The 20,476-nt window shown below is 74.7% G+C and carries 15 protein-coding genes; 6 read left to right on the top strand and 9 right to left on the bottom strand.

All coding sequences use genetic code 11. From position 1 onward, the window contains the following. Positions 1–266: 266 nt before the first annotated feature. The gene (locus ACFVGO_RS13755; protein WP_359898611.1) at positions 267–833 is read left to right on the top strand and encodes an RNA polymerase sigma factor; all 567 of its coding nucleotides are present in this window, start codon (positions 267–269) and stop codon (positions 831–833) included. A 97-nt stretch (positions 834–930) separates the two neighbouring features. After that, positions 931–1,968, top strand: coding sequence for a hypothetical protein (locus ACFVGO_RS13760; protein ID WP_380631889.1), 1,038 nt, complete (start codon positions 931–933; stop codon positions 1,966–1,968). 131 nt (positions 1,969–2,099) lie between these two features. Here the strand turns inward: ACFVGO_RS13760 and ACFVGO_RS13765 are convergent, their stop codons facing one another. Beyond that, positions 2,100–3,551 (bottom strand): cation:dicarboxylate symporter family transporter, encoded by a 1,452-nt coding sequence (locus ACFVGO_RS13765; protein ID WP_359898608.1) that lies wholly within the window; start codon positions 3,549–3,551, stop codon positions 2,100–2,102. A gap of 205 nt (positions 3,552–3,756) precedes the next feature. On the opposite strand from ACFVGO_RS13765, the gene ACFVGO_RS13770 reads away from it, so the two are divergent. The 4 genes from ACFVGO_RS13770 to ACFVGO_RS13785 all read left to right on the top strand — a co-directional run bounded on the left by ACFVGO_RS13770 (position 3,757) and on the right by ACFVGO_RS13785 (position 9,701). After that, on the top strand, positions 3,757–5,721 hold the full coding sequence (locus tag ACFVGO_RS13770; RefSeq protein WP_380631891.1) for an ATP-binding protein: 1,965 nt from the start codon (positions 3,757–3,759) through the stop codon (positions 5,719–5,721). Next, on the top strand, positions 5,718–6,446 hold the full coding sequence (locus ACFVGO_RS13775) for a response regulator (RefSeq protein WP_359898606.1): 729 nt from the start codon (positions 5,718–5,720) through the stop codon (positions 6,444–6,446). The genes ACFVGO_RS13770 and ACFVGO_RS13775 overlap by 4 nt, the downstream gene beginning before the upstream one ends. A gap of 214 nt (positions 6,447–6,660) precedes the next feature. Beyond that, positions 6,661–8,154, top strand: a complete 1,494-nt coding sequence (locus ACFVGO_RS13780) for a diaminobutyrate--2-oxoglutarate transaminase (protein WP_359898605.1) — start codon at positions 6,661–6,663, stop codon at positions 8,152–8,154. 92 nt (positions 8,155–8,246) lie between these two features. Continuing rightward, on the top strand, positions 8,247–9,701 hold the full coding sequence (locus ACFVGO_RS13785; protein ID WP_380631939.1) for a pyridoxal phosphate-dependent decarboxylase family protein: 1,455 nt from the start codon (positions 8,247–8,249) through the stop codon (positions 9,699–9,701). A gap of 127 nt (positions 9,702–9,828) precedes the next feature. Here the strand turns inward: ACFVGO_RS13785 and ACFVGO_RS13790 are convergent, their stop codons facing one another. From ACFVGO_RS13790 to ACFVGO_RS13825, 8 genes are all read right to left on the bottom strand, one after another. Further along, on the bottom strand, positions 9,829–10,626 hold the full coding sequence (locus ACFVGO_RS13790; protein WP_380631941.1) for an inositol monophosphatase family protein: 798 nt from the start codon (positions 10,624–10,626) through the stop codon (positions 9,829–9,831). A 220-nt stretch (positions 10,627–10,846) separates the two neighbouring features. Next, complete coding sequence (locus ACFVGO_RS13795; protein ID WP_380631893.1) at positions 10,847–12,112, bottom strand: type III PLP-dependent enzyme; 1,266 nt, start codon at positions 12,110–12,112, stop codon at positions 10,847–10,849. Then, entirely contained in the window at positions 12,109–13,953 is a 1,845-nt protein-coding gene (locus ACFVGO_RS13800) for an IucA/IucC family protein (protein WP_380631895.1), read from the bottom strand. Before ACFVGO_RS13800 ends, ACFVGO_RS13795 begins: the two co-directional genes overlap by 4 nt. Beyond that, entirely contained in the window at positions 13,950–15,167 is a 1,218-nt protein-coding gene (locus tag ACFVGO_RS13805) for an MFS transporter (protein ID WP_380631943.1), read from the bottom strand. Before ACFVGO_RS13805 ends, ACFVGO_RS13800 begins: the two co-directional genes overlap by 4 nt. Positions 15,168–15,169: 2 nt before the next feature. Continuing rightward, positions 15,170–17,149, bottom strand: a complete 1,980-nt coding sequence (locus ACFVGO_RS13810; protein ID WP_380631897.1) for an IucA/IucC family protein — start codon at positions 17,147–17,149, stop codon at positions 15,170–15,172. Then, complete coding sequence (locus tag ACFVGO_RS13815; RefSeq protein WP_380349183.1) at positions 17,146–18,372, bottom strand: acetyl-CoA carboxylase biotin carboxylase subunit family protein; 1,227 nt, start codon at positions 18,370–18,372, stop codon at positions 17,146–17,148. The genes ACFVGO_RS13810 and ACFVGO_RS13815 overlap by 4 nt, the downstream gene beginning before the upstream one ends. Before the next feature lie 144 nt (positions 18,373–18,516). Further along, positions 18,517–19,521 carry an ABC transporter substrate-binding protein gene (locus ACFVGO_RS13820; RefSeq protein WP_380631899.1) on the bottom strand — a complete coding sequence of 335 codons (1,005 nt, stop codon included), beginning with the start codon at positions 19,519–19,521 and terminating at the stop codon, positions 18,517–18,519. 108 nt (positions 19,522–19,629) lie between these two features. Then, positions 19,630–20,457: an ABC transporter ATP-binding protein gene (locus ACFVGO_RS13825; protein WP_380631901.1), complete on the bottom strand. Its 828-nt coding sequence runs from the start codon at positions 20,455–20,457 to the stop codon at positions 19,630–19,632. Positions 20,458–20,476 lie beyond the last annotated feature (19 nt).

Below are 20,476 nucleotides of genomic sequence, written 5' to 3' on the forward strand. Positions count from 1 at the left end.
GGTGAATTCCCGCCCCCCGTACGACTGGTGACGTGTTGCACACGAATGACTGCGCACAGTGAGACGACGAACTATGATGTGACCTGTGTCACAAGTAATCCGGTTGGCTCATGGTTCCTGCGGCCAGGACTGACCGGGTTCTCGGAGTGCCGATTTCCGGGGAGAGCGGCATGGCGGATTGCAGCGGTCGGAATGAGGGCGGCGGCGGACGGGAAAGGGACTTCGGTCCCAACGGGAGCGGCGGTCAATCGGCCGAATTCAACCAGGTGTTCACGGATCTGCTGCCCAGACTCCAGCAGGCGGCGGCCTCGCTCGCCGGCGGTCCGGCCGGTGCGGGGGACGTCGTCCACGACGCGTACCTCAGGATCGCCCGTCGGCCGGAGCGCTTCCTCGGCCATCCACAGCCGTACGCCTACGCGTTCACCACGATGGTCAACATCCTGCGCGACCAGTGGCGCCGGGAGCGCCGGCGGGTGTCGATGCCCGAGGTGCCGGAGACGGGCGACATCGGCGAGCGGGACCGGGGGCTGCCCGACCTCCGGGCCGGTGGGATGGCCGAGTTGCAGGCGCGGTGGGAGGTGATGCGGCTGCTCGGCTTCCTGACCGTCAAGCAGGCCCGTGCGGTGGTGCTGGTCGACCTCGACGGCTACAGCGTCGACGAGGCCGCCGAGCTGCTCGGGCTGCACCGCAGCACGCTGGCGGTCACCCGGCGCCGCGCCCACGGTCGGCTGCGCGCCGTCGTCCAGCGGGAGCGCGAGCGTGACGGGGAGTGCGGTCGGGAGCGCGGTCGGGAGCGCGATCGGGAACACGCGCGGGAGCGGGAGCGGAGCTGAGGGCGCGGTGGCGGGCGGGCGACCGCCGCGCCACCCCGACGCACCGAACCGTCGGCAAGTCGGCTCGGGCGCTGCCCCGGCCCGTACCCTGCGAATCGTGATCACGTACGAGGACGGCGGCCTGCGCGCACTGGCCGAGGACGGCCGCTGGCCCGAGCTGCTCGCCGCCTACCGGCAGGGCCGCGCGGCTGCCGTGGCGGAGGCGGGGGAGGAGGCCGCGGCGGCGCTGACGGCTCCGCTCGGCCACCTGATCGCCTACGCGGCGCCGCCCGAGCTGGCCGTCCGGCTGTTCGACCGGGAGGGTGGCGCGGGGACGGCCGCCGGGGTGGCCGACCATGACGCCGGTCCGCTCTGGGAGGTGCTGGCGACCAGGCACTCCTGGCTGCGGCTGGCCCCGCTGCTCGGTCCGGCCCCGGTGCGACGGCTGGTCGCACACACCAGGGCGCTGCTCGGCGAGGACCTCTCGCACACGGCCGAGCCCGATCCGGAGGGCGTGCCACTGCGTCTGGAGCCGTGGGAGGCGGCGGGCTGGGGCGAGACGGCCCGGGTGCGGGAGTACCTGCCCGGCGGGGGCGCGCGCAGTGCGCTGCTGACCCTGCCGGCCAGCCGGGAGGGCCTGGGCGAGGTGGAACTGCCCCCGGCGGCGCAGCCGGGTGGCCGGCCGGCCGGACCGCGGGTCGCCCGGGCGCTGGCCGGGCTGGGCGCGCTCGCGCCGTGGGCGCAGACGGCCTGCGTCCGCGGCCAGGCCCCGGCGGCGGCCGCCCTGCTGGCCCGCGACCGGCGGGTGGTCGGAGGCTATCTGCCGTTCGCGCTCGCCTACCCGGCGCTGGTGCGGGCCGCCGCCGTGGGACGGTCGCGGGGCTGTGCGCACGGGAGGCTGGGGCTGTGGCGGGCGCTGGCGGCGGTGGCCGGGGCGGACGGTCAGGGCGGTGCGAGCAGTACGGACGGTGCGGGCGGGACGGACGGCGCGGATCGTGCGGGCGGGACGGACCGGGGCGAGGTGAACGCGCTGGTGGCCCGGATGCGCTGCTTCACCTGGCAGGAACCGTCGGCCGGACTGCACCATCTGCACATCGCGCTGGAGGACCCGGCCAGTGGGGTGGCCTGGGTGGTCAGCGGCTCGCAGGAGTTGTGACGTGCCGGCCGGACTGCCGCCGGACCGAAAGCCGGACGGAAGCCGGGGGGAAAGACGAAACCCTGGTCCGGCGCCGATTCCGGGGGTTGGTGGGAGGCGCCGGACCAGGGAGTGAGGGGGTGCCGCCGGGCTCAGACGCCGACGGGGGAGGTCCCCTGAGGGGTTCCCTGCGGGGTTCCGTGGCCGGTTCCCTGGGCGGGGACGTCCTCCGGGGCGTCGGTCGTGGAGCCGTCCGCCGCGCCGGCGGGCCCGGCGGGCGCACCGTGGGCGTCGACCAGCGTCAGTTCGTCGAACGGCAGCTCGCCGGCCAGCACCTGCCGGGCCCGTGCGGCGTCGAGCTCGCCGGTCCAGTGCCCGATGAGCACGGTCGCGACGGCGTTGCCCGCGAAGTTGGTGAGCGCGCGGGCCTCCGACATGAAGCGGTCGATGCCGACGATCAGTCCCACGCCGTCCACCAGTGCGGGCTTGTGCGACTGGAGTCCGCCCGCGAGGGTGGCCAGTCCGGCGCCGGTGACCCCGGCCGCGCCCTTGCTCGCGATCACCATGAAGACCAGCAGTGAGAGCTGCTCGCCGAGCGACATCGGCTTGTCCATCGCCTCGGAGATGAAGATCGAGGCCATGGTCAGGTAGATGGCGGTGCCGTCGAGGTTGAAGCTGTAGCCGGTCGGCACGGTGATGCCGACGACGGGGCGGCTGACGCCCAGGTGCTCCATCTTGGCGATCAGGCGGGGCAGCGCGCTCTCGGACGAGGAGGTGGAGAGGATCAGCAGGAACTCGCGGCCGAGGTACTTCAGCAGCGCGAAGACGTTGACCCCGGCGACCAGGCGCAGCAGCGTGCCCAGCACCACGACGACGAACAGCACGCAGGTGACGTAGAAGCCGATCATGATGACGGCCAGGCTCTTCAGCGCGGCGGTGCCGGTGGCGCCGACGACGGCGGCCATCGCCCCGAAGGCGCCGATCGGCGCGACCCACATGATCATCGACATGACCCGGAAGACCAGGCGCTGCACGTGCTCGATCCCGCGCAGCACCGGCGCGCCGGCCGCGCCCATCGCCTGCAGCGCGAAGCCGGTGAACAGGGCGACCAGCAGGGTCTGGAGGACCTTGCCCTGGGTGAGGGCGGAGAACAGGGTCTCGGGGATCATCCCGAGCAGGAAGTCGGTGGTCGACTGGGCACCGCCGGCGGCCGCCTGGGCGTGGCCGGACTTGGCGAGCGCGGCGGTCAGGTGCAGGCCGCCGCCGGGCTCCAGGAGGTTGCCGACGACCATGCCGATGGCCAGCGCGACGGTCGACATGGCGAGGAAGTAGCCGATGGCGAGGCCGCCGACCTTGCCGACCTTCGCGGCCTTGGTCACCGAGCCGATGCCCAGGACGATGGTGCAGAAGATCACCGGGCTGATCATCATCTTGATCAGGTTGACGAAGCCCGTGCCGACCGGCTTCAGCTCCACGGCGAACCCTGGGGCGGCCAGACCGACCACGACGCCCGCGACCACCGCGGCGATCACCGCGATGTAGAGGTAGTGGGTCCGGTCCTTGCGTCTGGGTCCCGCCGCCGGGGCGGCTCCAGCGATCGACATCTGCGGCTCCCTTGCCGTGCAGTCCTGGTGGCCCCGGGGGATGGGCCGCTCCGACTATGGGCCCCGAAGTGACGGAGGTCACGTTTGCGTTCATAGAGTTCACGAACGCGGCGGACGGCCGGGACCGCCCGGACGGCGGGCCCGCGAAGGGTGCGGGCCGGGCGGGCCCCCGGGGTGTCCGGGGGCGTGGTGCACACTGGCAGGCATGTCCGAGCGCACCGCCCCCACCGCCCCGCGCCGCCGCTCGCACCGGCCGACGGGCCGCGGAGCCCGGCGGCTGCCTCCGGGTCCGCCCCGGCATCCGGCCCGCCGGCTGCCCCGCGGGCTGTCCCGGAGCCTGGTCCGATGCCTGGTCCGATGCCTGCCCCGGCGCCTGGTCCGCAGTCTGGCCGGGCAACTCTTCGTCGTCCAGGTGGTGATCGTCGCCGCCGTGGTCGCCGGTGGCGCGGTGCTCGCGTACCTCTTCACCGCCGATCGCGCCGAGGACGCCGCCCGCCGCCAGGTCACCGCGGTCGCGCATGCCGTCGCGGACTCGCCGTCCGTCCGGGCCGCGGTCGCCGGTCCGGACCCGACCTCGGTGCTCCAGCCGTACGTGGAGCAGGTGCGGGCGGACACCGGGGTCTCCTTCATCACCGTCATGGACACCGACGGCGTGCGCTGGACCCACCCGCTGCCCGAGCAGATCGGGCGGACCTACCTCGGGCACATCGACTGGGCGCTCGCCGGGCAGACCCGCAGTGAGACGTACACCGGCACGCTCGGCCCGTCCGTGCGGGTGGTCGCCCCGGTGTGGGACGACCGGCACCGGGTGGTCGCGCTGGTCAGCGCGGGTCTCACGGTGGAGTCGATCTCCGCACAGCTGAGCGGCCCGCTGCTCGCCCTGGTCGGCGTGGCGGTGGCCGCGCTCGCGGTCGGTGGCGTCGGCACCTACCTCGCCAACTCCCGACTGCGGCGGCACACCCACGGGATGGGGCCGGACGAGCTGAGCCACCTCTACGAGTACCACCAGGCCACCCTGCACGCGGTGCGCGAGGGACTGGTGCTGCTGGACCGCTCGCACCAGGTGGTGCTGTGCAACGACGCGGCCCGGGAACTGCTCGGCCTGGCAGGCGAATTGGACGGCCGTCCGGTGGCGGATCTGGGGCTTCCGGAGGCACTGGTGGCGGCCGTACTGGGGGAGGAGCCGGTCCGGGACGAGGTGCACCTGACCGCCGAGCGGGTCGTGGTGCTGAACACCTCCACCATCGGCACCGGCACCGGTCTCGGCCAGGTGGTCACCCTTCGGGACCACACCGAACTCCAAGCGCTCAGCGGCGAGTTGGACTCGGTTCGCGATTTCACCGAGGCGCTCGGCGCGCAGGCGCACGAGGCCGCCAACCGCCTGCACGCGGTGGTATCGCTGATCGAACTCGGCCGCCACGAACAGGCGGTGGAGTTCGCCACCGCCGAGCTCGAACTCGCCCAACAGCTCACCGACCGGGTGGTCGCGGCGGTGAGCGAGCCGGTCCTGGCCGCCCTGCTGCTCGGCAAGGCGGCGCAGGCCGCCGAACGAGGAGTGGAGTTGACCCTCACCGAGGACAGCCGGATCGACGACGGGGTGCTGCCGCCCGGGCTCCCCGCACGGGACCTGATCACCGTGCTCGGCAACCTGATCGACAACGCCGTGGACGCCGCCATCGCCGGTGCGGCCGAGAGCCCCGTCCCGCCGGAGGTCACCGTCACGGCACGGGTCGCCCGCGGCCGGGACTGCGGAGGGCCGGGCCGCAGCGCCCACGGCGACGAGAACGGGGACGGGGACCGGGGCGGGGGCGGGGGCGGCAACGGCGTCAGCGGCGGTGGCGCGGCGGCGGTGGCCGGTGACTTCCTGCTGCTGCGGGTCGCCGACACCGGTGCGGGCATCGACCCGGGCGCGGTCGAGGACGTCTTCCGGCGTGGCTGGAGCACCAAGCAGGACGGCCACGGGCACGGGCACGGGCTCGGGCTGGCGCTGGTCGCCCAGGCCGCCCGGCGCAACGGCGGCACCGTCGAGGTCGGGCGGGAGCGAGGCGCCGTGCTCACGGTGCGACTGCCGCTGGCCGGACGGCCGGGAGAGGCCGTCGGCGACCAGGGGGAGTCCATCCGGCGGCCGGGGGAGTCCCCCGGCCGGGAGCAGGAAGGGGCGCTGGTGTGACCGGTACCGCCGACACCCCCGCCGCGACGGGCATCTCGGTCCTGGTGGTCGAGGACGACCCGGTGGCCGCTGCCGCGCACACCCTGTACGTCCGGCGCGAGCCCGGCTTCCACGCCGCGGGGACCGTCCACAGCTGCGCCGACGCGCTGCGCTTCCTGGACCGGGCCCGCGCCGCCGGCACGCCCGTCGACCTCACCCTGCTCGACCTCTACCTCCCGGACGGCCACGGGCTCCAGCTCTGCCGCACGCTGCGCGCGGCCGGTCACAGCACCGACGTCATCGCGGTGACCTCGGCCCGCGACCTCGCCATGGTCCGGCAGGCGGTCTCCGCGGGCGTCGTGCAGTACCTGCTGAAACCGTTCAGCGCGGCCGCCCTGCACGACCGCCTGGAGCGCTACGCCCGGTACCGCGACAGCCTCGGGCGCACCGGCGAGGCGACCGGGCAGGAGGAGGTCGACCAGGCGTTCGCGCTGCTCCGCACGCCGGAGCGCAGCACCCTGCCCAAGGGGCTGAGCGCGCCCACCCTGGACACCGTCGCCTCGGTGCTGCGCGAGGCGGCCGCCGGGCTGTCGGCCGCGGCCGCGGGCGCCGCCGCCGGGGTCTCGCGGATCACCGCGCGGCGCTACCTGGAGCACCTGGTGGAGACCGGGTGCGCGGTGCGGGAGCCCCAGTACGGGAGTGTCGGGCGGCCGGAGCTCTGCTACCGCTGGAGGGGGCGGGCCTGACGGCCGCCGGGGGTGAGGCGGCATGGGTCGGCGGTCGGGATGGGTCGGAATGGGTTGGCGAGGGCCCGGCCCCGGGCCGTGACCCTTCCGCGCGATGCTCGTTGGATGAACCGGGGGAGGTTCACTCACTCGGGTGGTTCCGGAGGCCCCGGGGCGTTCCTCCAGGTCAAGGGCAGTAAAGTTAGGCTAACCTAACTTCCCCTGGGGGTTTCTCGTGTCACTCGCTGCCGTACCCGTCCAGGCCGCCTCCGGAGCCCCGGCCGCCGGTGAAGCCATCCTGCGCCGTCAGCGCGTCCGCGAGTCCGCCGCCAGAACGTACGCCCGCTCCTTCCCGATCGTCCCGGTCCGCGCCCACGGCATGACCGTCGAGGGCGCCGACGGGAGGCGCTACCTCGACTGCCTCTCCGGCGCCGGCACGCTCGCCCTCGGGCACAACCACCCGGTGGTGCTGGAGGCGATCCGCCGCACCCTCGACAGCGGTGCCCCGCTGCACCTGCTCGACCTCGCCACCGCGGAGAAGGACGACTTCACCAGCGCGCTGTTCGAGAGCCTGCCCGCGGAGTTCGCCGCCCGTGCCCGGGTGCACTTCTGCGGACCGGCCGGGACGGACGCCGTCGAGGCCGCCCTCAAGCTGATGCAGACCGCCACCGGCCGCTCCGGCGCGCTCGCCTTCACCGGCGCGTACCACGGCATGACCGCCGGCGCCCTCGCGCTCACCGGCAACGTCGCCGTCAAGGAGCCGCTGCCGAGCGGTGGCGAAGTCGCCCGGCTGCCCTTCCCCTACGGCTACCGCTGCCCGTTCGGGGTCGGCGGCGACGCGGGCGCCGGCCTCGCCGCGACCTACGTGGAGCGGCTGCTGGACGACCCCTCGGGCGGCGTGGTCCCGCCGGCCGCGATGATCCTGGAGGCCGTCCAGGGTGAGGGCGGGGTCGTCCCCGCGCCCGACGGCTGGCTGCGCGAGATGCGCCGGATCACCGCCGAGCGCGGCATCCCGCTGATCGTCGACGAGGTGCAGACCGGAGTCGGCCGCACCGGCGCGATGTGGGCGATCGAGCACAGCGGCATCGTCCCAGACGCCATGGTCCTCTCCAAGGCCATCGGCGGCAGCCTGCCGCTCGCCGTCGTCGTCTACCGCGAGGACTACGACGGCTGGCGGCCCGGCGCCCACACCGGCACCTTCCGCGGCAACACCCTCGCCATGGCCGCCGGGGCCGCGACGCTGCGCCACGTCGCGGCGAACGGGCTGGCCGAGCGGGCCGCCGCCGTCGGCGAGCGGATGACGGCCCGGCTGCGCGAACTCGCCGTCGAACTACCGGTGATCGGCGACGTGCGCGGCCGGGGGCTGATGCTCGGCGTCGAACTGGTCGACCCGGCGGCCGAGCCCGACGCCTGCGGCGCCCGGCCGGCCGACCCGGCGCTCGCGGTGCGGGTCCGGGAGGCCTGCCTGGCGCGGGGCCTGATCGTCGAGCTCGGCGGACGCCACGACGCGGTGCTGCGGCTGCTTCCGCCGCTCACCATCACGGACGAGCAGGTGGCGGCGGTCCTGGAGCGGCTGGCGGAGGCGATCGCGGCGGCCTCCACGACCGGGCGGCCGGGTGGATCGGCGAACGGGTCGGCGGGCGGATCACCGAGCGGGTCGGCGGGCGGGCCGGGGCAGGCGGTGGCAGGTGCGTCCGCGGGCGCGCCGGCGGCTCGGGGCCGGCGGTGAGCGGCCCCGGACCGGACCCCGGAACCGACCCAGGAACCGACCCCGGCACCGACCCCGTCGGGCTCCCCGCGGACGGCGTCGCGACGGACGCCCTGGCGGGCGGCGCCGCCGGGCCGGGCGCGCTCGGACCGCTGCTGGCCACCGTCCTCGACTCCCTGGAGACGGGCACCGCCATGCGCTCCGGACCGCTGCCGGCCGGCAGTCCGGCCGAGATCGCCGCACTCGTCGACGACGCGCTGGCCAGCGACGACGGACCGGGCGCGCTCGCCCGGCTCACCGAACTGCTCGCCTACGGCGCCGCCGACCCCGCCGACCCGGCCTGCGCCGCGCACCTGCACTGCCCGCCGCTCGCCGTCGCCGCCGCGGCGGACCTCGCGGTCAGCGCCCTCAACCCCTCCCAGGACTCCTGGGACCAGGCCCCCGCCGCCACCGCCCTGGAGAGCGCACTGCTCGCCGAGATCGCCGGACTGGTCGGCTACGACCCGGCGCGCGCCGCCGGCGTCTTCACCTCCGGCGGCACCGAGTCCAACCTCATGGGGCTCATGCTGGCGCGCGACCAGAAGCTCGACGGCATCGTGGAGCTGGACGGCATCCCGGCCGGAGTCCGGCCGTGCATCCTCGCCTCCGAGGCCGCGCACTTCTCCGTCCAGCGCGCCGCCGCCCTGCTCGGCCTCGGCGAGCGGGCCGTCATCCCCGTCCCGGTCGACCGCGGGCTGCGGATGCGGGAGGACGAACTGGAACGGGCGATGGCCGAGGCCAGTTGGGCCGGCCGGACCCCGATCGCCGTGGTCGCCACCGCCGGCACCACCGACACCGGGGCCGTCGACCCGTTGTCCGCCGCCGCCGACCTCGCCGGCCGCTACGGCGCCTGGCTGCACGTGGACGCCGCGTACGGCGGCGGCGCGCTGCTCTCCGACCGGCTCGCCCCGCTGCTCGACGGCATCGCCCGCGCCGACTCGGTCTCGCTCGACTGGCACAAGCTCGGCTGGCAGCCGGCCGCGGCCGGGGTCTTCCTGGTCCGCCGCGCGGAGACCTACGTCTCGCTCGCCCGCCGCGCCGAGTACCTCAACCCGGTCGACGACGAGCAGGCCGGGTACCCCAGTCTGCTCGGCCGCTCGCTGCGCACCACCCGCCGGGCCGACGCCTTCAAGCTCGCCGTCACCCTGCGCACCCTCGGCCGCGACGGACTGGGCCGGCTGGTCGACGCCTGCCACGACCTCGCCCGCACCGCCGCCGACGCCGTGCGCGCCGACCCGGCGCTCGAACTCCACGCCGAGCCCGTGCTCACCGTCATCCTCTTCCGCTACCGGCCGCCCGGGGTGACGGGCGAGGCGGCGTTGGACGAGGTGAACGGCCGGCTGCGGCGCCTGCTGCTGCGCACCGGCCGGGCGGTGGTCGGCCGCACCGAACTCCCGGGCGACGGCCCGGGCCGGGTCCGGCTGAAGCTCACGCTGCTGAACCCCCACGCCACGGTGGGGGAGGTCGGCGCGCTGCTGCGGGAGGTGGTGGGCGCCGGGCGCAAGGTGGCGGGCGAGCGGGCGGGGTAGGGCGGACGGGCGGGGCAGGGCGGACGGCTCTGGGCGGGCCGGGCGCTCCCGGGCGGGTCGGCCCTTCGGTCGGACCGGGCTTCCGGGCGGGCAGGCCCCGGGGTTCCGGGCGGGCTGGGCCTCGGGATCAGCTGCCCAGGAGGATCGACCGGGTGAGCTCCCAGGTGTCGGGGTCGGCGGCGACCAGGAGGCCGTCCTCGCAGCCGGGGGCCTCCGGGCGGTACGGGGTGCCGTCCGGGCGGGCGGAGACGCCGCCGGCCTCGGTGACCAGGAGCGAGCCGGGGGCGTGGTCCCAGGGAAGGGTGCGCCAGTAGAGGATGAAGTCGAAGCGGCCCTCGACGACGTCCGGGTACTCGATCCCGGCGGCGTGCCGGCCGGGGGAGATCTCGCCGAAGGACGCGATGTTGTCCTGGAGCCGGCGGCGGTGCTCGGCGTCGAGGTAGCGGCTCTTCACCGAGCCGCGCAGCTTCGCGACGTCCCGGGGTGCCGGTGGACGGGTCAGGCGCTCGCCGTCGCGCCAGGCGCCGGAGCCCAGTTCGGCGCAGTAGGCGGTGGCGGTGGCGGGCTGCCAGATCCAGGAGGCGACGGTCCGGCCGGAGCGGACCAGGGAGCACATCACGGCGTACTCGGGTCTACCGGCGACGAAGTTGGCGGTGCCGTCCACCGGGTCGACCAGCCAGACGGCGGGTTCGTCGCGAAGGGCCAGGGCGAGCGACGGGTCGGCGGAGACCGCCTCCTCGCCGACCACGGGGACGGGCAGCAGCTCGTGCAGTCGGCGGGCGATGATCGTCTCGGCCTCGCGGTCGGCGACCGTCACCACCTCGCCGGGGGCCTTCTCCATCACCTCGCCGGCGGCCAGCGCCCGGAAGCGCGGCTCCACCGCCTCGGCCGATGCCTCGGCGAGTATCTCCGCCACCTTGTCCATCAGCACGTTCGCGCTCCCTTCGCTGCATACCACTCTCCCACGAGTGGAGGAACGGGGCGGCGGCGGACCGGGGGCGGTGGGACAGCCGCCGGGCGGGAGGCGACGGGTGACAGCTCACGAGTGACAGCTGACAGCTTTCGAAATCTGTCAGCTGTCAGTTGTCGGCTGTTATCCGTCACCCGTCGGCCGCCGTCACCCGTCGCCCGTCCTTCGTCCTCCGTCACCCCTCCGCCGGGCTCGGTCCATCGCCGCCCAGGTAGTGGAAGCCCGGGCGAGGGTGCATCAGGAACTCGTGGTGCGAGATGTTCCACGCGTACGCGCCCGCCATCGCGAACAGCACGCGGTCGCCCGTCCGCAGGCCGTCCGCGCCCTCGGCCGCATGGGCGAGGACGTCCTTCGGGGTGCAGAGCTGTCCGGCCAGGGTGGCGCGGCCGCCGGTGACGGCCGGGCGCGGCCAGGGGTGCGGCCAGGCGTCCACCGGGAGCACCGCGAAGGGCTGGGAGTGCCCCCGGGTCGCGGGCGTGCGCAGGTGGTGGGTGCCGCCGCGGACCACCGCGAAGTCCTCGCCGTGGCTCGCCTTCACGTCCAGCACCTCGGTCGCGTACCAGCCGCAGTAGGCGGTCAGCGCCCGGCCGGGCTCGATCCGCAGGGTCAGCCCGGGGCGGGCGTCGAGCAGCTCGGCCAGGCCCTCGCCGAAGGCCGTCCAGTCGAAGCGGGAGGAGGGGTCCGCGTAGTCCACGGCCATTCCGCCGCCGATGTTGACCTCCGCCAGGGGGATGCCGTGCCGCTCGGCCAGTGCGGCCGACCAGGCGACGATCCGCGCCGCGACCGACAGCTGCTCCGCCGCCGGGAGCCCGCTGGCCAGGTGGGCGTGCACGCCGCGCAGCCGCAGCCGGCGCGCCGACGGACCGCCGCCGGTGAGCAGCCGGACGCACTCCTCGGCCCGGTCCGGGTCCAGCCCGAACGGCGTCGGACGGCCGCCCATCGCGAGCGGCACCGCGTCGAGCGCTGCCGTCTCGACCGCGAGGTTGACCCGCAGCAGCACGTCCACGACCGCGCCGGGCCGGTCCGCGAGGACGGCGGCCAGCCGGTGCAGCTCCTGCTCGCTCTCGACGTGCCAGCGGTGCACCCCGGCGTCCACCGCCGCGGTGATCTCGGCCGGAGTCTTGCCCGGCCCGCCGAAGGCCAGAGGAGCGTCCGGCACGACGGCCCGGACGTGGGCCAACTCCCCTCCGCTGGAGACCTCGTAGCCGTCCACCACCGGGCGCAGCGCGGTCAGCAGTGGCGCCTCCGGGTTGGCCTTGGCGGCGTAGTACAGCTCGACCCGCTCGGGCAGCGCGGCCCGGACGGCGGCAGCGTGCTCCCGAAGGGCTGCCAAGTCGTAGACGTAGGAGGGAAGTTCGTCGGGGGTGAGGCCGGCGGTGAAGCTGCGGACGGCCTCGGTGGGTCGGACGGCCTCGGCGGGCCGTGCGGTCTCGGTCGTCATCGGGCGGTGCTCCCGGCGGGTAGGCGGACGGGCGTGTGCGCCGGCGGGCGGGCGGACGCGTGGTCCGGTGTGCGGGCGGGCATGCGGGCGGCCCCGGCGAGGACGGAGCCGGCCAGCGGGGAGGGCAGCCGGACGTAGCCGGCCTCGCGGTCGGCCTTGCGCTCCCAGCGGGTCAACAGGTTGGCCTTGGCGGGCAGTGGCACACCGGCGAGCAGAGCGCGCAGCCGGGGCGGGCAGCCGTGCGCGGCGGCATACTCCTCCAGGGTGTCCCGGACGGCCTGCCAGAGCGCGCACTCCAGCTCGGGGTGGCGGTCGGCGAGCGCGGCGAGCAGTTCGGCGACGTGGTTGACCAGCAGGCAGTACACCACCCGGTCCCAGCCGCGTTCCGCGTCGTAGGTCATCGGGCCGGCCACCTCGGGCGCGAGCGCGGCGAGGATGTCGGCGTTCTGCTCGGGGACGAGCTTGGTGCCCTCCAGGTCGCGGAAGAGCACCTGGACGGGGTGCCCGGAGGGGTCCACGCCGATCAGCACGTTCTGCAGGTGCGGTTCGAGCACCACACCGTGGTCGAAGTAGGCGGACAGGACCGGCGGGAGGAGCAGTCGCAGGTAGTCGCGCCACCAGTCGAGCGCCGCCGCGCCGTCCGGACTCGCGCCCAGCAGGCGGGAGATGTGCGCGGAACTGGTCGGGTGCTCGTCGGCGACGGCGGCCGCGAGCAGCGGGGTGGCGCCGGGCCGCAGCACACCGCCGAAGCCCTCCCGGACGATCAGGCCGAAGCCTTCGTACAGTGCCCGGTCGGGCCGGCCGTCGGTGCCGGGCAGCGCGAGGGTGCGGAAGGCCGGTTCGCGCAGCACGCCCGAGGCCGGGAAGCGCCGGGCGAGGTCGGCCAGGGCCGGGGCGAGCAGCCGGGTGAGCGCGACGGCGCCGGTGAGCTCGTACGCGGCGTTCTTGCGCAGGCAGTTGGTGATGCGGACGTTCAGGCTGAACTTGAGGAAGGCGTCGGCGCCGTGCAGGGTGCGCACCGAGGCGGTGGCGGTGAAACGCTCGCCGCGGGGGCCCAGGTCGAGGACGTCGCCCCGGGCCAGGGCGGCGCGCAACAGGGGGTGGTCGCCGATGAGTTGGTACTGCCAGGGGTGCGCTGGCAGCAGCCGGTAGCCGTCCGGCATCTCGCCGAGGCCGTCCAGCAGTGCGGTCGCGCTCCCGTCCAGTGACTCCTCGGCCAGCAGGTCCGCGCGGACGGCGAGGTGGCGCAGGGGGAAGGCGGCGCGGGACTCGGGGGCGTAGCCGCGCCAGTCGCCGCGGGCGGCGGATCGGGACTTGGGGGCCGGGTGGAAGCGGTGGCCGAACAGTAGTGCCTGCTCGGACTCCAGGTAGCGGTCGGCGCCGGGGGCCGGCCGGTCGTCCAGGCCCTGGCGGACGCCCTGGTGGCTGGACGCGACCTGGTCGAGGAACTCCTCGTTCACCGTGCCGGTGCGCAGCTCCAGTTCGTGCTGGACGTACTCGGCCAGCTCCTGCCAGCCCAACTCGACCCAGTCGCCGTCCCGTTCGACCTCGACCGGCCCGGTGAAGCGGTGCGCGCCGAGCAGCGAGGTGCGGCGCAGGGCGACCCGCAGCAGGGCGCCTCGGCGCGGCAGCCGCAGCAGCAGGCGGCCGCCGTCGGCGGCGGTCTGGTGCTCGGGCGCGGAGACCTCCCGCAGCAGGCAGTTCAGCAGGGTGTGGACCACCGCCTCGTCGGCGGTGGGCAGTTCGTCGCCGCCGAGCCGGCCGGTGGTGTCGAGGGGCCGGCCGGTGGGGTCGCGGGGTTCGTCGGTCCTGGGCGAGTGGGCGGACTGCTCGGGGGTCATCGGCGACTCCAGCGCTGGCGGAGGGACGGGAGGGTGAGGGTGGCGGCCGCGACGGCGGCCAGCAGGGCGGCGGCGGTTCCGGCCACCACGGGGGCGGCGGCGCCGAACCACCCGTTGGCCAGCGCGGCGACGGCGCCGGCGGCGACGGCGCCGCCCTTGGAGACGAGTTCGAGGGTGCCGAACATCCGCCCGGGCGGGCGCCCCCGGGCGGCACCGGCGGCGAGTACGGCGAGGCAGACCAGCCCGAGTGTGAGCCCGGCGCCGAGCAGCAACCGGACGGCGACGAACACGGGCAGCGAGTATGCCACCGTGTGTCCGGCCAGGCCGAGCGCGACGAAGCCGAAGCCGAGCGCGATGCCGGTGTGCGGGCGGGCGTGGAACACGGTGTGGGTGCGGGAGGCGAACACCAGGTAGCACAGGTGCGGCAGGGCGAACAGCACGCCGGTCGTGGTGCCGTCCACGCCGGGCAGGCGCTGCTCGGCGAGGGCGATCAGGTAGGGGAGGGAGATCACCGTCGCGAAGACGAAGGCGAACTCGAAGGCGTAGAGCGGCAGCAGCGACACCGTGGCGACCCGCTCGGCCGGCCGGCCGGCGGTGGCCGCCGCGGCCTCGGCGAGCTCCGGTTCGGGCAGCAGGGAGAGGAACACCGCTGCCGCGAGCGGGAGTACGGCCATCACGAGGTACTGGCGGTGCGGATCGATCCACGGGGAGAGCGCCCCGACCAGGATCGGCGCCGCCACCAGCGCCGCCCGCGCGCTGCCCTGCATCAGGGTGAGGGCGCGGGAGAGCCGGGAGCCGTCGAGCGCGGCGGCCAGATAGCCGTTGGTGGCGGCGAAGGTGCCGCCGAGGAAGCCCTGGAGGACCAGCGCGAGGGTGAACGCGGTCAGGCTGTCGGCCGCCCCGGCCAGCAGGAAGGAGACGGCGAGGCCGAGTTGGGCGCGCAGCAGCAGTCGCTTGCGCCCGAAGCGGTCGGCCAGCCGGCCCCACAGCGGTGCGCCGAGCGCGCTGAACACCGTCGGGACGATGTACAGCACACCGGCCCAGCGGGCCTGGGGGTCGCCGAGGGCGGGCAGGATCGCGGTCAGAAAGGGCGGCAGGCCGAGAGCGGCGAAAGAGGCGACGAAGTAGCAGGCCGCGACGGCGTGCACCTGGCGCCGGGCGAGCCCGCCGGAGGGGTCGGCCGATGGCTGCGACCGCTGCGGCAGGGTCTCCACGCTCACCGGTGGGTCCCGTCCGGGTGCCGGTGGCCGTGCGGACCGCCGTACGGTCGGTTGTCCGGGTGACTGTCCAGGTGGCTGCCCGGGTGACTGTACGGACGGGTGTCCTGAGGAGCGTCCGGATGGTTCCGCGCGTGCTCGTTCAGATGGTCCTGCGGTGGTTCGCAGGCCTGTTCGCGCAGGTAGTTGGGCCCGCTGGTGTAGTGCTTGTTGATGTCGGCGGCCCCCGAGCGCTGCTTGCTGAGCAGTGTTCCGGCGGTGACCATGGCCTTGACCGGCAGCCGCTCGGCGTCCAGCAGGGCGGCCCGCAGGGGTTCGCCGACCGGCCCGATCCGCGCCACGGACTCCGCCGTGTGCTTCCTCAACAGGGCCAGGGTGTCCGTGAGTTCGGCCCTTCCGTGGTCGGCGAGGCCGAAGGCGAGGGCGCCGGTGCACAGGTGGCCGGTGATGGTGGCGAACAGGTCGACGAGCGGCCGGTCGTCCTCGCCGAAGATCCGCGCGTCGTCGAACTCCTCCTGGTCGGGTGCGAGTTCGCCGAGCGAGGCGGTCATCCGGGCGGTGTGCACGCGCGGTCCGTCGTCGTCCTTGTAGAGCAGCCGCAGGCCGTTCCGGTCGAGCACCAGGGAGGTGTTCTGCTGGTGCGACTCCAGGGCCACGCCGTGGCCGAACAGTGCGGCCTGCCAGTCGAGCAGCAGCTCCAGCAGGGCGTCGTAGCAGGCGAGGACGTCGCCGCCGTAGTAGCGGTCCGCGAGGTGGTCGACGACGAGCCGCCCGCCGGGCGCGGGGGCCAGCAGGGCGGCCAGCGGGACGGTCGACGCCTGCTCCAGTCCTGCCGGGTAGCGGCGCAGCAGTACGGCCAGCAGCTCGTGCCCGGCGTGTGCCCAGGACTGCTCGTCGGCGTGCAGGACGCGGCCGGCGAAGCGCGGCTCGCGCGCCAGGACGGCCTCGATCAGCCGTTGGCCGGCGGCGCCGTCGAGCAGCGTGCCGGGCTTGATGGTGCGGCGGTTGAGGCGGCCCAGAGTGGCGGTGGCCAGCGGGAGCTTGAGGTGGCAGGCGGGGTCGTCGGCGACGGCGACGGTGCGCATGGACAGCGTCGGGACGACGGTCAGGTACGACCGTTCGGCGAGCACCGCGCGGCCGGCCAGGCCGGTGGCGGCCAGTGCCTCGTCCAGCGGCGCGCCGACGGTGAGGGGGTGGACCGGAAGAGTGGCCCAGCCCTCGCCGGGGCACCGGTCGGCGAGGCCGAGCCAGGCCGGGGTGGGCCACCAGCTCGGCAGCGGCCGGTCGCCGTGGACGGTCAGCGCGCCGGCCGGGACGGCCAGCCAGCGCAGTTCGAAGGGGGCGTGGAACTCGGGTGCGTAGGACTGGAGTTGGGATTCGCTGAGGCCGGAGCGGCCGCGTGCGGTGGGGTAGACCGGGTGGTCGAGGTAGGCGGCCAGGGTGTCGTGGCCGAGGGCGGCGGCGAGGCCGGTCCAGTCGGCCGGGTCCGCGCCGTACAGGTCGGCGAGCCGGTCGTGCACCTCGGGGCGGACGCGCTCGTGCAGCTCCATGGTGGCGAGGGTCTGGCGGCACTCCTCGGCGAAGGCCGCCCAGCCGGGCCGGTCCTCGGCCTCGGCGGACTCGGCGAGTCCCGCCACGACGGCGTCCGGACCGGTGAGCCGCCGGCCGGCCAGCTCCAGCAGCGGCAGCCGGGCCGCGTACTCGCACTGGAAGCCCTCCGGGCGTACGGGCAGGGCGAGTTGCAGCCCGGGAACGGTCAGCCAGGGGCCGTCGGCGCGGTCCTCGACGGTGCCCTGGGAGCGCAGGCCGAGGACGTCCTCGCGCAGCAGGGCGGAGAGCACGCGCAGGGTGAGCTGCTCGGCCGCGGTCCACGGCTTCTCGCCGACCGCGGTCGACGGCTGTCCGGCGGGAGTCGCGGGGTGGGCCCCGGCCGCGGTCCGGTGTCCGCGGGCCGTGGCGGGTCGGTCTCCGGCGGTCACGGGGTGATCTCCCAGCGGTTGGCGGCGAGGAAGCGGGCGGCGGCGGCGTCGACCGCTGCCTGGTCGGTGCCGACCGTCCAGACGACGCCCAGGTAGTCGCGGTTGGTGCGGTAGTGCTCGTGGCGCTCGCCGACCGGGCGCAGCGGGCGATAGGCGAGCCGGACGCCGTCGCGCTCCTCGTCGTACGGACCGGGGGCGGCGGCGAGGACGCCGGCGCGGTCGGCGCAGACCACCTCGTTGCGGGCCCGGCGGGGCGTGGCGGCGCACTGCTCGGCGAGGTCGGCGGGCAGGTCGCGGCCCAGGTGGACACCGAGGATCAGCTCGAACAGGGGTATGCCGAGGACCTCGGCCAGCATCAGGTCGCACTGGTCGCCGATGGCGCGGTAGTTGACCTCGATGATGCGGGCGCGGCCGTCCGGCTGGACGACGAACTCGGTGTGGCAGGAGCCGAAACCGACGCCCAGCGCGTCGAGTTGGGCGAGCACCTGGTCGACCACCGGCTGCGGGTGGGCCGGGACGAAGGTGAGCACCTCCTCGATGAAGTCGGGCGGCGGGGAGACCCGGGTGCGGAAGCCGCCGAGGACGTGTCGTCGCCGGGCGTCGCCGAGGGTCTCCAGGGTGCACAGCTGCCCGGTCAGGAACTCCTCGACGACCAGGGTGGCGCCGGCCCTGCGGTGCTGGATCTCCCGGCAGCGCCGGGCGAGTTCGTCGGCGTCGGCGACCAGGGTGACGTCCTCGCTGGCGACCCCCTCGCGGGGCTTGACCACACAGGGGAACGGCACGTCCAGCTCGGCCGGGTCCTGGCCGGGGTCCAGCTCGGCGGACCGGACGGTGTCCAGGCCGGTCAGTGCGAGGTGGCGGCGCAGTTGGCCCTTGTCCTTGGCGCGCAGCGCGGCCTTCCAGTCCTTGGCCGGGAGGCCGAAGTACTCGGCGGCCAGCGCGGTCTGGGTCTGGAGGTGGTCGCTGTTGCTGAACACCGCCTCGGGCGCGTGGCCGGGGGCGGCCGCGGTGCGGCGGGAGATGAGGCTGATGACGGCGCGGAAGTCGCGGACGTCGCACTCCAGGACCTCGGGTGCGGGGAAGGACAGCTCGGCGTAGGCCCGCCGGTGGGCTTCGGCGCCGTCGGTCAGGACGGTGACGTCGAGCCCGAGCCGGGCGGCGGCGGGCAGGAAGCCGGAGGTGACCGAGTCGGTGGGGTTGAGCGCGAGCAGGTAGAGGCGCATGGAGGGTCCTCGGAGGGTGGCGGAGGAAGGAGGGAGAACAGATGACAGCTGACAACTTTCGAAATCTGTCAGTTGAATTCCGTCGTCTGTCATCGGTCGTCCGACGGATGACGGACGTCATCTGTTCGCCCCGGCTGTCGACGGTTACTTCGGCGTGTCCATGCCCGCCGCCTTGGCGATGTCGCCGAGCATCGCGTCGGCGGCCTGGACTCCGATGCCGGACATCCAGGTCTCGTCCGGGACGTTGAACACCTTGTTGTTCTTGACGGCGTTCAGGCCCTGCCAGACCGGGGTCTGCTGGACCTCGCTCTCCTTGGTCTTGGTCGGGTCGTCGGCGGTGGTGACGAACACCAGGTCCGCGTCGGCCTGGTTGATCTGTTCGGCGCTGACCTCGACGATGTTCTGCTCCACGTCCTGCGGGGCCGGACGGGCCAGGCCGACGTCCTTGAGCACCACGCCGCTGTAGGAGGCCTTGGCGTACAGGCGGGTCGGGCCGGCCACGAAGCGGACCACCGACGCCGTCGGCATGGTCCCGTCGTTCTTCGCCTTGATCGCCTCACCGAGCTTCTTCGCCCGCGCCTCGTAGTCGGCCAGCGCCTTCTTGGCGTCGTCCTCCTTGCCGAGCGCCTGGGCGTACAGCGCGAGGTTCTCCTTCCACGGGAAGCCCGTGGTCTCGGCCAGTACGGTCGGGGCGATCGCGTTCAGCTGGTCGTACACCTTGGCGTGGCGGACCTTGGAGGAGAGGATCAGGTCGGGCTTGAGGGAGGCGATCAGCTCCAGGTTCGGCTCGTTCATCGGGCCGACGTCCTTGGTGTCCTTGATCTTGTCCTTGAGGTAGTTCGGGAACCCGCCCTCGGTCTTCATGTGCGGGGACACGGCGCCGACCGGCGTGATGCCGAGCAGGGTGACGTCGTCCAGCTCGCCGCTGTCCAGCACCACGACGCGCTTGGGCCGGCTCTTGATCTGGGCCGTTCCGGCGGCGTGCTTGACGCTGCGCGGGAATCCGGCGGCGGTGGCGGCCGAGCCGGAGGACGCGGACGACGCGGAGTCGCCGCCCGACTCGGCGCCGTCCCCGGTGCTGCCGCAGGCGGCGAGCAGGGTGGTGGAGAGGGCGACGGCGAGGACGGCGACAGGGAGTCGGCGGTTCATCGGGGTTCCTTGGGTCGGTTCGAGCCGGCTGACCGAACAGGGCTGTGGGGAGGGGGAGTTCATCAACAGGAGGTCAGGGGGAGATCAGGGGGGAGGTCAGGGGGGAGGTCAGGGGGAGGGCGGGGCGTCACCGCGCCGCGTCCGTGCTCGCGGCACGACCAGCGGCGTGCCGGTCTCCGGGTCGGGCACGACCCGGCACGGCACCTGGAAGACGGCTTCCACCAGCTCCGCTGTCAGCACCTCCGACGGCGGACCGGCGGCCGCGAGCCGCCCGTCCTTGAGCACCACCAGGTGGTCGGCGTACCGGGCGGCCTGCCCGAGGTCGTGCAGCACCATCACGACGGTCCGCCCGGCCTCGGCGTGCAGGTCGGCGACCAGGTCGAGGACGTCCAGCTGGTGGCGCAGGTCCAGGAAGGTGGTCGGCTCGTCGAGCAGCAGCAGGTCGGTCTCCTGGGCGAGGGCGAGCGCGATCCAGACCCGCTGGCGCTGCCCGCCCGAGAGCCGGTCCACCTGGCGGTCGCGCAGCTCGGCGGTGCCGGTGCGCTCCAGCGCCTCCTCGACCGCCGCCTGGTCCGCCTTGGACCACGGGCTGAGCATCCGCTGGTGCGGGTAGCGCCCGAGCCGCACCAGCGCCTCGACGGTGACGGCTTCGGGGGTGACGGGCTGCTGGGGGAGCAGCCCCATCCGCTTGGCGAGCGCCCGGGCGGGCATCCGGTGGATGTCGGCGCCGTCCAGGGTGACCGTCCCGGTGGCCGGGTCGAGCAGCCGGACCAGCCCGCGCAGCAGCGTGGACTTTCCGCAGGCGTTCGGCCCGACGATCGCGGTGACGGCGTCGCCGGGCAGTTCGAGGTCGAGCCCGTCCACGATGGTCCGGTCGCCGTAGCGCAGGCCGAGGCCCCGGGCGGCGAGCCGGTTGGCACCGGCACCGGCGGCCACAACGGCGGGACTCCCGGCA

It is taken from the genome of Kitasatospora sp. NPDC057738 (assembly GCF_042798815.1).
GTDB classification, from domain to species: Bacteria; Actinomycetota; Actinomycetes; order Streptomycetales; family Streptomycetaceae; genus Kitasatospora; species Kitasatospora lactacystinica.